This is a genomic window from Rhodoligotrophos defluvii (genome assembly GCF_005281615.1).
Classification (GTDB): domain Bacteria; phylum Pseudomonadota; class Alphaproteobacteria; order Rhizobiales; family Im1; genus Rhodoligotrophos; species Rhodoligotrophos defluvii.
On sequence record NZ_SZZM01000002.1, the window covers coordinates 373,516 to 385,247 of the forward strand.

Consider the following 11,732-nt stretch of genomic DNA (forward strand, 5'->3'; position numbering starts at 1 on the left):
CCGTTTATGGGTCTCTTGCCTCGCCCGAATGACAGCCCAGGCTGGACACAAAACGACCGCGATGGCGCGGTTGATCGGCTCAGGATCCCTATTCGGCTGGAGACGAACGTGAGTGAGGCAGACACAAGAACCCTCGTGAACGAGGACGCACGCAGCCATGCGCTGAAGCATATGCAGGAAACCGGGCACCCCACTCTCTGTGGGGTTCGGGAGGATGGGAAAAGCCTCTTCTGCGCCGTTGTCCTGGCGAATGGCCGCTCTGATGCCATGACTGTCGATGCGCTCGAAAGGTCCCACGTGAAATACACGTACTCAATCGACCTTCGTCTCGACAGCGTCAAGTTCACTCTGCCCGAAGGCACCGTCCTCCCGGATCGTGGAGCATACAAGCCGCTTGGGACGCCTGCAGACAAGCCATATGTCGAGTTCCTGTTTCGGTACGAGTCGATCGAGCTTCAAGATGGTTCGTCCACCGAGATTCCCCCAAAGCTGCTCGTCGACTTGCATCATAACGGTGCAGTCGAGGAAGTGGCTTCGTTCTTATTCCGGCCGACATTGTGGAATAAGCTGGTTGACAGCAAAGGCAGCAAGACCGCAGCCGAGAAGGAAATACTCTCGAAGATCGATTTCTCCTATTCGTACAAGCAGGTAGCCTCTGAAGAACCTGCTCCAGATAATGTTCAGAGCATCGCAGATACGGCGATTTTGACCGCTCCTGCTTCGGATTTCATAACAGCCTAGACCATAGCCACTCGAGCAAGGAAATGCTCAATGACGTGACCAGCATCCCCCAGGCCGGCTGGCACTGCACGCGGTGCTGCTCAATCTGGTTGCCCGTTTGAGCAGCACCTGCATACTCAGGCTGTCCGCGAGGACATCAGGTGCTCGTCCTGATGGTGCATTCTGTTCATTGAGAGGAGTGGACGATGGGCATTTTTGACAAGATCAAGAGCGCGATCTGGGGCAGCGCGGGCACAGCCTCCGCCGCGCCTGGCGCGACGATGACGGCCGAAGCCAAACCCGTTCCAGCCGCGGCAGCGACCGCACCCGACACATCCAAGCCGGCAGTCGCCCCCTCACCGGCGGCCGGCCCGGTCGACGTTGCCGCCGTTCTCGATGCGGCAGTGAAACGGAAAGGCCAGACGCTCCACTGGCGCACATCGATCGTGGACCTCATGAAGGCGCTCGACCTCGACAGCAGCTTGAGCCACCGAAAGGAGCTGGCACAAGAACTCGGCTACACCGGCGATATGAACGATTCGGCTGCCATGAACATTTGGCTGCACAAGCAAGTGATCCAGAAGCTGAAGGAGAATGGCGGGAAAGTGCCCGCCGACCTGCTTTAGAGCATTTTCGAGCGAAGTGGATATCGGTTCGCGTGAAGAAGTGCGACCAAGCAAGAACTTGGAGCGGATCCGCGATTCGGAGAAAAGCGGAACCGCCCTAGCAACACGGGCGGAGTCACCTATCGCGCGTCGGGTGAGGTTGAACGCCTGCGCCGGGTTGACGTCCGCTCCACCTTGGCTACTGGCCGGTATGCCCTCCCCATTTTCTCGCGCCGGTCTGCTTGGCACTGAGGCCGGCTATCTCTTTAGGTCCAGCATATAGGACGTCGCCTCCTGGGCTGACATAGCGCTTTGGGCGTAAGTGAACGTGCCATGATCCTTCACTTCGCGCGCGGCGCGCACCAGGGCGCCTAGCGCTGCCCGGGCGAATGAGCCGCCGACGCTGATCCGTTTAACCCCGGCTTCCTCCAAGTCGCCAACTGTGTATAGCTGCCCGACGAGGCCCATGACGACGTTCACCGGGCGATTCACGGCAGAGCAGACGGTCCGGATCGCATCCAGACCTGGCAGGCCCGGCGCATAGAGAACATCGGCCCCTGCATCCTCGAATGCTTTGAGACGGCGAATAGTATCGTCCAGGTCGGGCCGGCCATGCAGGAAGTTCTCCGCGCGTGCAGTCAGAACGAAGGAGTGACGGCGTGCTTCCTCGGCGGCGGCTGCCACGCGCTCGACAGCGAGAGTGAAATCGAAAATGGGGTCTTTCGGATCTCCTGTCGCATCCTCGATAGAGCCTCCGACGAGGCCCACTTCAGAGGCTAGCGCGATCGTCTCAGCACAGACGGCCGGGTCAGCCCCGAAGCCATCCTCCAGGTCCGCCGACACAGGTAAGTCGGTGGCCTCGACGATGCTCCGCGCATTCTGCAAGACTTCATCGCGCGAAAGAGCGGCCGCCGAGTCACGACGTCCCACCGAGAAGGCATAGCCGGCGCTGGTCGTGGCCAAGGCCTCGAAGCCAAGCGCGGTCAATATGCGGGCAGAACCTGCATCCCACGGATTCGGGATCACGAATGCTCCCGGCTGCGAATGGAGTTCGCGAAACACATCATACTTGTCCCGCCGGCTTCTCATATCCCCTCCTGGTCGTGAGCGAGAGTCGCCCGTATGAGAGTGCCATGAGAACGTAACACGAACAAGGCCTCTGTAGGGCCGGCACAGGCTTATTCGGTCGCCTGGTAAAGCTCGGTCGCGGCCTCCTTCAGCGCCTTGCGGCTGTCTGGCCGGAGATACATCATGTGCCCGCCCTCCAGCACGGTTGTGCGGATGGTGTTCACGCCGGCGAGCGACGGGACTTGCTGGACGAGATAACGAGATGTCATGTAGGGCGTGACGAGATCGGTATAGCCGTTGATGATCAGCACCTTGAGGGAGGGGTTCAGCGCCCGTGCCCGCTGAAGGTCGTCCATGACGCCGGCATAGCCCTGGCGCGACGGGCTTGTCCCGTAGTCCCAGCTGCGACTGACCTCCCGGTTCAGAAGCCTGTAGCTGATCTTGGTATGGAAGTTCAGCTCGTCACGCACATAGTCGACGAAGGCAGAGGTGAGCACGGGCACGCTGCGGTCGAGCACCGGATCCGGACTGGAAAGCCGGGCGCTGTGGGGCGCGATGTCCGGGGCCTCGATCGTGCCGTCATAAGGGCTCAGCGTCTTGCCCTTTGCCCGCGCGAATTCCTTGGCGAACAAGCTGGTGGGGATACGGGCAAAGTTTCGTTGAACGAGATCGAGCGGCAGCCCCGTGATCGCCGCCACGCGCTCGCTCGCAAGGTCGCCGCCTCGCTCCAGTCCGCTGGTCACGGCCACCAGATACTCACCCAGCGCGTAGCGTTCGATCTCGGACAGCTGCGCCTGCAATGCAGGGCCGGTGACACCCTCGCTGTTCAAGCGCACTGCCGCCAGAGATGGCAGTTCCAGCGCCCAGTGGAGGGGATCGAACTCATCGGGATGCACGAGCATGAATTCGAGCGCCGGCGAGATGAGCACGACGCCGCTCGGACTGATCCCCACGTCCTCCTGGAGGGTTTTTGCAAGCAGCGCGGCCCGAAACCCGCCATAGCTTTCACCGGCGAGGAACACGGGCGATGCGAGGCGCCCCGCCTGCGCGAGATAGAGCCGGATGAACGCTCCCATCATCGCGGCATCCTGGTTGACACCCCAAAAGCTGCTCGTCTTCTCGCCGGGCGCTTCGCGGCTGTACCCGGTCCCCACGGGATCGACAAAGACAAGGTCGGTCATGTCGAGCCAGGTGTCCGGATTATCCATGAGTTCCTGGGGCGGGCTGAGAAATTCCCCTTCGGCCGCTGTCCTGATCACGCGTGGTCCAAGGGCGCCGAGATGGAGATAGGCAGAAGCAGCCCCGGGGCCACCGTTGAACACGAAGGTGATGGGGCGCTGCGATGCCCCGGTCGCGGCATTTTCCTGGCGGAGCGCATAGGCTACATAGAAAACTTCGGCGCTGACTTCGCCATTGCCGGAAAGGAGCGACAAGGTGCCGGCTGTCGCCTGATAGGCGAGCGTGCGGGGACCGATGGCGATGGTGTGATCGGTCGTTTGCGGCGGCGGAAGCAGAGACAGAACGCCGCCCGAGGGGGCGGCTCGTTGTTCCGTTTCTGCCGGATGGGCGGGAAGGCCGCCGACAAGCAGCAGCACAATAGCAACGACCACCCTCAGTTCGAGCCGCATGATGCCTCCGAGACGGTATAGACCTGCCTCATAGCTATCACGCGGCCAGCCTTGCCGAAGTAAAAGGACCGTGTGTGGCCGCTGCCGATACCCAGCGCGGGAGAAGATGCTACCCGGTCTCGCATCGGCTTACGTCGTATGATTATTTGAGAATAAAAAATCATGAGAGTCCTTTAAATCTTGTTGCTTTGTGTCAGCCGGGAATTAACCCTGTTAGACCGAGATGATCACCAGCAGACTCTATGCCGTCCCGGTCTTCGCGGGAGCAAAAAATGGCCGTATTGCGCCATTTTCCGGGCGCGGCAAAATCTCGAGACTTTGAGATCGACATAGTTGAAAACTTTAATCACCCAATTGTGTAACCATACCACACCAAATGGGCTTAAATGAGCCGGCCAACTATTGTGATATTGATAAAAAGATATCGCATCCCTTCCCAGGAAGTTACTTGCTGGCCATGAATGAACATGATCGAGCTCCTCTGACCATGCTCTACGGGACGACTCTCACAAACAAGGGGATCAGGGCCTTCGCAGACAGCATTCTCTCCGGCAAAATGACCGTCACGCAGTTGATCGATATCATCGAGCATAGCCCGCGTCTTGCTCAGGCGTTGTGCGACGGTTTATCGGTCTCCGGCTATGGCAAGGTCGGACCACACGAGCTAATCCGACTGGCGGAACACGGTCATCTCAATATCGGTGCCATTTCCCGCGCATTTACCTACTGAAGTCCGCCCCTCACGCAGGGGCGTGGATCGAACACATCACGTTCTGCGCGAACGTTCGGGCTTGACTCACATATATCCCGCCGGTTATGAATTCAACCGATAACCAGCGGGTTATGTTTTTATGCCGAACGCGCACGATGTGCTGTTCAGAACGCTTGCCGATCCCACGCGGCGGGCCATTTTCGAGCGGCTCTGTCGTGAAGGAGAGCAGACGGTCGGGGCGTTGACGGCTCGGGCCGGGATTTCGCAGCCGGCCGTCTCCAAGCATCTTGGGGTGCTGAAACAAGCCGGTCTGGTGCGTGATCGCCACGCAGGCCGCCAGACGCACTACAGCGCGCAGCTTAGCGCCCTGGCCCCGCTAATCGACTGGACACGGCAAATGACCGGGTTCTGGCAGAGCCGGTTCGACGACCTCGAGGACCTGCTGAAAAGGATGGATCAATGACCGAACCATCGGCCGAAACGCGCTCCGTTGTCGTCCAACGTGAAATGCCGCATCCGCCGGAAAAGATCTGGCGCGCGCTGACGGAGCCGCATCTGATCGAAGCGTGGCTCATGAAGAACGACTTCAAGCCCGCGGTAGGCCACCGTTTCAATCTTCACGGAGACTGGGGCGGCGTGTTGGACTGCGAGGTCCTCGCCATCGAGCCGCGCAGAATGCTGTCCTACACCTGGAACTTTATGCATGAGGACGCCGCCTACAATCTGAGGAGCGTGGTGACCTTCACGCTCACCCCAACCCGCATGGGAACCCACCTTCGCATGGAGCAGTCCGGTTTCCGGCCGGATCAGAAGCAGGCCTATGGCGGCGCGAAGGCGGGGTGGCCGCAGTTCCTTGCCAAACTGGAAGACGTCTTGGCGCGGACGGACTGAAAATCCGCTGCCTTTACGTTTGGCGCGTTGTGAGAGAGGAGGTCCCATTGGATTGGAACAAATGGGTTCGGCAGGTTCACCGCTGGCTGTCGATCGTCTTCACGGTAACCGTTATCGCCAATTTCGTCGCCATGGGAGTGGGGGAGCCTCCCGCCTGGATGGTCTACGCGCCCCTGCCCCCGCTCTTCGTGCTGATGTTCACCGGCCTCTACATGTTCGTCTTGCCATATGCCAGCAAGTGGCGCAGCCGGAGACGCGCCGTCGGACGGCCGTGACGGGAGCGGCCTTCGAGCTCCCCATCCCTTCACGCCTTGCGCCTCAACGTCAGGCGGAATTGGCGCTTTCCGCCATGCCGTCCAGTTCCTCGAGCATATCATCCGACAGATCGATCTCGGCTGCCGCGATGTTCTCACGCAGATGCGCTATGGACGAAGTGCCCGGGATCAGAAGGATGTTGGCCGCGCGATGAAGCAGCCACGCGAGCGCCACTTGCATGGGCGTCGCACCAAGGCGCCGAGCGACAGCGGATAGGCGCGATGACTGTAGAGGCGTGAAGCCCCCGAGCGGGAAGAAGGGAACATAGGCGATGCCGTCGCGCGCGAGCTCGTCGATCAGGCCGTCATCGGCGCGATGCACCAAGTTGTAATGGTTCTGCACGCAGGCGATGTCGCAGATCCGGCGACCCTCGGCAATCTGGGCAGGCGTAACATTGCTCAGTCCGATATGGCGCACCAGCCCCTGCCGCTGAAGGTCGGCCAAGGCCGCAAGCGGTGCCGCGATCGATCCCTCGGCCGGTCGATATGGGTCGAACATGATCCGCAGATTGACCACCTCCAAGACGTCGAGACCGAGATTGCTCAGATTGTCGTGGACGGCCCGGGTCAGTTCCTCCTTCGAGAAGGCTGGGAGCCATGAGCCCTCTTCACCACGTCGGGCCCCGATCTTGGTGACGATAACGAGATCGTCGGGATAAGGCGCAAGCGCCTCGCGGATCAGCCGGTTGGTGACATGCGGACCGTAGAAATCGCTCGTATCGATATGGTTCACGCCGGCATCTACGGCGGCGCGCAGCACCGCCACCGCCGCATTATGATCCTTGGGTGGGCCGAACACGCCGGGCCCGGCGAGCTGCATGGCACCATAGCCCAGGCGCCTCACGGTGCGGTCGCCAAGCGCGAAGGTTCCTGATTTTTCGAGGCTAGTCATGGGTCTCTCCTCTTTGTCGGGAGCGCACAGATAAGCGTTGCTTGAATGCGCGATAATCAGGCACAATCCGCACAAGCCGTGCGGATTTGCGAACAATGAAGGTGGACCTGAGCGATCTCGATGCCTTTGTGGCGGTGGCAAATGCCCGCGGCTTCCGCGATGCCGCGCGCCAAAGCGGCTTGAGCGCCTCGGGCCTGAGCGAAGCGGTGCGGCGTCTGGAAGCCCGGCTTGGTGTCAGGCTGCTGCACCGCACCACACGCAGCGTCGCGCCAACCGAGGCCGGAGCGCGCCTCCTCGAACAACTCGGCCCGGCCTTGAACGCGGTGGAATCAGCGCTCGATGTGGTGAACCGCTTTCGCGACAGGCCGGCAGGCACGCTGAGGCTGAATGTGCCGGTCAGCGCGGCTCGGCTGGTGCTGCCACGTATCGTCCCCTCGTTTCTCGCTGCCTATCCCGACATCCGGCTGGAGGTGATCACCGAGGAAAGCTTTGTCGACGTGCTCGCGGCCGGGTGCGATGCGGGTATCCGCTATGAAGAGCGGCTGGAACAGGACATGATCGCGGTGCCGATCGGGCCACGCGTACAGCGCTTTGCCGCTGCCGCGTCTCCCGCCTATCTCGACCGGCACGGCCGGCCTGAGCACCCGCGCGACCTGCTCGGCCATGCCTGTTTGCGCCACCGCTTTCCAAGCGGAGCGATGCCGCCATGGGAATTCGAGCGCGACGGGGAGCGGGTGCTGATCGAGCCGGCCGGACCGCTGGTGGTGACGGCCGGCGGCGCATCGGACCTCGCCGTGGATGCGGCGATCGCCGGTCTCGGTATCGTCGGCTTGTTTGAGGACTGGCTGCGTCCGTATTTCGAGAGCGGCGCCCTCGAGCCCGTTCTCGAACCCTGGTGGGAGCGCTTCTCGGGACCGTTTCTCTACTATCCCGGGCGACGCCTTGTGCCTGCCCCGCTGCGGGCGTTTGTGGATTTCATCAGAGCATGGAGCAAGAGCAGCAATTCGACGTGACGACCGGCAATCCAGGGGCCAGGGCGTCTGCGGCGTCAAACGGCCATCAGCTGCTCGACCTGCCGCGCCAAGTCCGAGACGGCGGGGCCATGTATGCTCCTGACCGCGTCCTCGGGCAGCGCGTAAGATGGTCCGCCGAGATTGACGGCGAAGATCTTGTCACCTTCTGGGGTGCGAATGGGTGCGGCGACGCCGTGGATATCCGGCTGCCACTCACCGAGGCTGACGCAGAAGCCGTATTTCTCCACCTCCTCGCGGGCTTGGTCGATACCCGCCTTCAACCGTTCCCAATTCTGATACCGCGGCATGAGCTCGCTCAGTAGGGCAGCCAGCTCTTCTTCCGGCAGAGCCGCGAGATAGGCGCGCCCCATGGCGCTGGTGACGATCGGGATCCGCGATCCCGCGAAGAGCCGGAGACCGACGAGGCTGCTGCCCTCGCAGGCATCGGTATAGATCATGGAATGCCGGTCGCGCGTGCCGAGCCCGACATTGAAGCCGGACGTGGCGGCGAGTTCCCGCATATAGGGCTTCGCGAGGCGGCGGACGTCCAAATTGGCCAAGGCGACACGCCCGAGCGCAAAGGCTGCGCCGCTGAGCTCGTACATGCGCAGCCGCCTGTTGAAAGCCAGAAATCCGCACTTGGCGAGGGTATAGGTGATGCGCGAGACCGTCGCCGTCGGCAGGCCGGTTCGCTCGGCCAGCTCCGTATTCCCGAGAACGCCGTCCCCTGCCTTGAACGCACTGAGGACCTGGAGCCCACGACCCAGAGCCTTCACGAACTGGTTGTCGGATTCGAGCTCATCCCAGTTCACCCCCATATTGCCGTGCCCCGACTGCCTGGTCTTGGCGCGGGGCGGCCTTGCTTCCTTCGCCTCGGTCGGCTGTTTCTTGCGAGAAGAAGATTTATTGGCAACGGTTGAGGCCACGGCGTCCAGCTTTTCTATCGACCACACGGAGAGTGATGCAGCTCGTATTGTCCTATCATAGCAAAATCAAGAACACACGGCCGGGCTGCCTGAATTGTCCTACCGATCGCCCTGGCTTGCCAGCCAATCGAGCAGCAGCCTGTTGAAGATGTCGTCGAACTCCACGTTCAGAAAGTGACGTCCCCCGGAGATCTCTTCGTAACGGGCGCCGGGCACGGCCGCGGCGATGGTGCGGTTTGCAGCAGGCGGCGTAACGGGATCATCGGAGCCCGCCACCACCAGCACCGGAACGCGCACGGACGGCAGCAACCGTGACACGTCGTGATTGAGAACCGCGTGCATGCAGCCGAAATATCCGGAAAGCGAGGTGCCGAGGAAAGTCTCGCGCAGCGCTCGCCACCGCAACGGACGGCGCTCTCGCAAGGCGGGCGAATAGCGCTGCGTCATCGCGTCGTCGACGATCGGATCGAGGCTGCCGCTCGCCCGCACCGCCGCCAGGCGGCGGTGCATCATGGCGCTGTCGCCGTCCCATTTTGCCGTGGTGGCGCATGCGACAAGCGATGCAAGCCGCTGCGGATGGTTCGCGGCGAGCGCCTGCCCGATCATTCCGCCGATGGACAACCCCACGAGATGAACGGCGGAAAGCCCGAGCTGGTCGAGCACCCGCACCACATCCGCGGCCAGTTCGTCGATCCGGTATTCTCCGGCCGTGGCGGAACTGCCACCGTGCCCGCGCATGTCGATCCGCAGCACCTGGTAGCCGGCGGTCAACAGCGCCGGCACCTGCTCCGCCCACATGCCGCTATCGGAGGTGAGCGAATGCAGCATGCACACGACCGGTGCCGCCGAGGGGCCGACCAGATCGTAGTGGAGCGCTCCGAACGCGGTCAGTGCGAGCATGACGGCACTTCAGCCTTGCTTTCCGCTCGCCCTTTTGCGGCAGCGGCCGGGCGGAACGACTCACCGGGCGACCCTCGCCTCATCTCGCCAGCGTCCCCGAGCCGGCAGAGATGGTACTCCCCGGGATCGAACTCCGCCGTCACGTCGCGGTAGTCGACGAGCCGTCTAGGCCAGTTGAGGGCGATCCGCCCTTTGGAATTCTTGTACCAGTTGTTGACGCCGGGATGGGTCCACACCATGCCTTCCAGCACGCTGTCGATCCAGTCGTTGTATTTCTGGAAGGCCTCGGTCCGCACTTCGATGGAATCCCAGCCGTTCTCCAGATGCTCCCGGAGTGCCTTCATGATGTAGCCGACCTGGCATTCCGTCTGAAAGATGGCGCTGCCACCGTGGGCGAGGTTGGTGTTGGGCCCGTAGACGATGTAGAAGTTCGGAAAGCCCGGCACGGTCACACCGCGATGCGCGCGGGGGTCCTCATCGCCCCAGAGATCGCGGATGGATCTGCCATCGGCACCGACGATGTGCATCGGCGCCAGCATGCGCTTGGTCTGGAAGCCCGTGGCCAGCACGATCACATCGGCTGGATATTTCTTCCCGGCGGCAACCACGCCGTCGGCCTCTATACGCTCGATCCGGTCGGTGACCAACTCGACATTATTGCGCAGGAGCATGTCGTACCAGTGGTTGTCCCGCAGCATGCGCTTGCCGAAGGGCGGATAGTCGGGGATCACTTTGGCCAGCAGATCCTTTCGGTGGCCCACCTTGGACGTAATGTAGGCTTCCAGCTCCTCCCGCCACCGCTCATTCGCGGCGTTCAGGGAGCGCTCGGGATGAGGCCAGTCGGGATCGATCTTCAGCGTCGCATGGAAGGCCTCGGACGCCGCCCAGAACAGGGTCAGTCGAAACCAGCTCGCGTAGAAGGGAATATACCGCATGGCCCAGCTGACGCCGGGCTGAACGTTGGCATGGTAGAGCGGATGCTTCATCGCCCAGTGCGGCGACCGCTGGAAGATGGTGAGCCTTGCGACCTCGGGCGCGATCGCCGGCCCCGTCTGCATGCCGCTGGCGCCGGTGCCGATCATGGCCACACGCCGGCCCTTGATGGGCACCTTGGCGTCCCACTGCGCCGTGTGGAACCACGGCCCCTTGAAGCCTTTCAAGCCCGGCAGGTCCGGAATGGAAGGCCTGTTGAGCGCCCCGACGGCCGTGATGAAGACGTCGGCCTGATGCTCGACCATGGTGCCGTCCGCCGTTTTCGTTCTGATTGACCAACTCGCCGTTTCCGGCTGGTATTCGGCGCTCAGAAGTTCTTCCGAGAAGCGGATGTTGCGGCGGATGTCGTATTTCTTCGCGCAATGCAGGATATAGTTCAGGATCTCGTCGCGCTTGGCGAAGAAATGGGACCAGTCCGGGTTCGGCTCGAACGAATAGGAGAAGAAATGGCACGGCGTGTCTACGCCACAATCGGGATAGTGGTTGTCGAGCCAGGTGCCGCCGACCTCGGTGTTCTTCTCGATGATCACGTAGGGAATGCCTGCTTCCTGCAGGCGCACCGCCATGGCCAGGCCTGAGAACCCGGCGCCCACGATCAGGACCCGAAAGTCCTTCAGCTTCTGCGGGGCGGGCTTCCTGTGCCATTCGAACTTCCGCGCGTCGTTGCCGCCCAGCAGCATCTCCTCGCGGAAGAGCTGGACATATTCCGGGGGCACCTTCTCGCCGACGGCCACATCGATCATCCGCTTGAACTCGGTTTCGGGCGGCTCGACCGGAAACGCCCGACCGCTCCGGCCCAGCTCGATCACCGCGGCGATGGCCTTGGCCCGGATCCGGTTCTGCAGCGCCGTCGGAATCGACTGCATATAGCTCCACCCGCCTTTGATATGAGGCGCAGCTTCGTCGAGCAGGCCGTAGTCACCGGTCAGCTGCACGTAGCTCATCAGCAGCGGGACGATATCGGCCTGGGCCACCGCGGTGCTGAGCTCGTCCGGGTGGGCGGCCGCATAGGCCAGCTGCTTGCGGGGATCGCGTTCTATCTCGTATCTCAACGCTCTTCTCTTTCAGCC

Annotated in this window: 13 protein-coding genes; 7 read left to right on the forward strand and 6 right to left on the reverse strand. The window is 62.2% G+C overall.

Annotated elements, in window-relative coordinates; translation table 11 throughout:
* The first annotated feature begins 108 nt into the window (after nucleotides 1-108).
* Both E4P09_RS10900 and E4P09_RS10905 read left to right on the forward strand, forming a co-directional pair.
* A complete protein-coding gene (locus E4P09_RS10900) occupies nucleotides 109-741 on the forward strand; it encodes a hypothetical protein (RefSeq protein ID WP_137389631.1) in 633 nt (210 codons plus the stop codon).
* 185 nt (nucleotides 742-926) lie between these two features.
* A complete protein-coding gene (locus E4P09_RS10905) occupies nucleotides 927-1,346 on the forward strand; it encodes a DUF3597 domain-containing protein (protein WP_137389632.1) in 420 nt (139 codons plus the stop codon).
* A gap of 237 nt (nucleotides 1,347-1,583) precedes the next feature.
* Here E4P09_RS10905 and E4P09_RS10910 read toward each other — a convergent pair whose 3' ends face one another.
* Together E4P09_RS10910 and E4P09_RS10915 are read right to left on the reverse strand one after the other, a co-directional pair.
* A complete protein-coding gene (locus E4P09_RS10910) occupies nucleotides 1,584-2,414 on the reverse strand; it encodes an isocitrate lyase/PEP mutase family protein (RefSeq protein WP_137389633.1) in 831 nt (276 codons plus the stop codon).
* Nucleotides 2,415-2,503: 89 nt separating this feature from the next.
* Nucleotides 2,504-4,021 (reverse strand): S10 family peptidase, encoded by a 1,518-nt coding sequence (locus E4P09_RS10915; RefSeq protein WP_137389634.1) that lies wholly within the window; start codon nucleotides 4,019-4,021, stop codon nucleotides 2,504-2,506.
* Between the two features lie 448 nt (nucleotides 4,022-4,469).
* Between E4P09_RS10915 and E4P09_RS10920 the strand changes: the two genes are divergently transcribed.
* From E4P09_RS10920 to E4P09_RS10935, 4 genes are all read left to right on the forward strand, one after another.
* Complete coding sequence (locus E4P09_RS10920; RefSeq protein ID WP_137389635.1) at nucleotides 4,470-4,751, forward strand: hypothetical protein; 282 nt, start codon at nucleotides 4,470-4,472, stop codon at nucleotides 4,749-4,751.
* A gap of 121 nt (nucleotides 4,752-4,872) precedes the next feature.
* Complete coding sequence (locus E4P09_RS10925; RefSeq protein WP_137389636.1) at nucleotides 4,873-5,196, forward strand: ArsR/SmtB family transcription factor; 324 nt, start codon at nucleotides 4,873-4,875, stop codon at nucleotides 5,194-5,196.
* Nucleotides 5,193-5,624, forward strand: coding sequence for an SRPBCC family protein (locus E4P09_RS10930; RefSeq protein WP_137389637.1), 432 nt, complete (start codon nucleotides 5,193-5,195; stop codon nucleotides 5,622-5,624). Before E4P09_RS10925 ends, E4P09_RS10930 begins: the two co-directional genes overlap by 4 nt.
* 47 nt (nucleotides 5,625-5,671) lie before the next feature.
* The gene (locus E4P09_RS10935; protein ID WP_137389638.1) at nucleotides 5,672-5,899 is read left to right on the forward strand and encodes a hypothetical protein; all 228 of its coding nucleotides are present in this window, start codon (nucleotides 5,672-5,674) and stop codon (nucleotides 5,897-5,899) included.
* 49 nt (nucleotides 5,900-5,948) lie between these two features.
* Here the strand turns inward: E4P09_RS10935 and E4P09_RS10940 are convergent, their stop codons facing one another.
* On the reverse strand, nucleotides 5,949-6,830 hold the full coding sequence (locus E4P09_RS10940) for an aldo/keto reductase family oxidoreductase (RefSeq protein ID WP_137389639.1): 882 nt from the start codon (nucleotides 6,828-6,830) through the stop codon (nucleotides 5,949-5,951).
* A 95-nt stretch (nucleotides 6,831-6,925) separates the two neighbouring features.
* Between E4P09_RS10940 and E4P09_RS10945 the strand changes: the two genes are divergently transcribed.
* Nucleotides 6,926-7,843 carry a LysR family transcriptional regulator gene (locus E4P09_RS10945; protein WP_137389640.1) on the forward strand — a complete coding sequence of 306 codons (918 nt, stop codon included), beginning with the start codon at nucleotides 6,926-6,928 and terminating at the stop codon, nucleotides 7,841-7,843.
* Between the two features lie 35 nt (nucleotides 7,844-7,878).
* Here E4P09_RS10945 and E4P09_RS10950 read toward each other — a convergent pair whose 3' ends face one another.
* The 3 genes from E4P09_RS10950 to E4P09_RS10960 all read right to left on the reverse strand — a co-directional run bounded on the left by E4P09_RS10950 (nucleotide 7,879) and on the right by E4P09_RS10960 (nucleotide 11,714).
* Nucleotides 7,879-8,769 (reverse strand): IclR family transcriptional regulator, encoded by an 891-nt coding sequence (locus E4P09_RS10950; RefSeq protein WP_137389641.1) that lies wholly within the window; start codon nucleotides 8,767-8,769, stop codon nucleotides 7,879-7,881.
* A gap of 99 nt (nucleotides 8,770-8,868) precedes the next feature.
* Complete coding sequence (locus tag E4P09_RS10955) at nucleotides 8,869-9,669, reverse strand: alpha/beta fold hydrolase (protein WP_137389642.1); 801 nt, start codon at nucleotides 9,667-9,669, stop codon at nucleotides 8,869-8,871.
* Nucleotides 9,657-11,714, reverse strand: a complete 2,058-nt coding sequence (locus tag E4P09_RS10960; RefSeq protein ID WP_137389643.1) for a flavin-containing monooxygenase — start codon at nucleotides 11,712-11,714, stop codon at nucleotides 9,657-9,659. The genes E4P09_RS10955 and E4P09_RS10960 overlap by 13 nt, the downstream gene beginning before the upstream one ends.
* Nucleotides 11,715-11,732: the final 18 nt, after the last annotated feature.

Excerpts from the sequence above, each read along its gene's own strand:
- E4P09_RS10905 (WP_137389632.1), top strand. The coding sequence starts at position 927 with ATGGGCATTTTTGACAAGATCAAGAGCGCGATCTGGGGCAGCGCGGGC.
- E4P09_RS10910 (WP_137389633.1), bottom strand. The coding sequence starts at position 2,414 with ATGAGAAGCCGGCGGGACAAGTATGATGTGTTTCGCGAACTCCATTCG.
- E4P09_RS10915 (WP_137389634.1), bottom strand. The coding sequence starts at position 4,021 with ATGCGGCTCGAACTGAGGGTGGTCGTTGCTATTGTGCTGCTGCTTGTC.
- E4P09_RS10925 (WP_137389636.1), top strand. The coding sequence starts at position 4,873 with ATGCCGAACGCGCACGATGTGCTGTTCAGAACGCTTGCCGATCCCACG.
- E4P09_RS10930 (WP_137389637.1), top strand. The coding sequence starts at position 5,193 with ATGACCGAACCATCGGCCGAAACGCGCTCCGTTGTCGTCCAACGTGAA.
- E4P09_RS10940 (WP_137389639.1), bottom strand. The coding sequence starts at position 6,830 with ATGACTAGCCTCGAAAAATCAGGAACCTTCGCGCTTGGCGACCGCACC.
- E4P09_RS10945 (WP_137389640.1), top strand. The coding sequence starts at position 6,926 with ATGAAGGTGGACCTGAGCGATCTCGATGCCTTTGTGGCGGTGGCAAAT.
- E4P09_RS10955 (WP_137389642.1), bottom strand. The coding sequence starts at position 9,669 with ATGCTCGCACTGACCGCGTTCGGAGCGCTCCACTACGATCTGGTCGGC.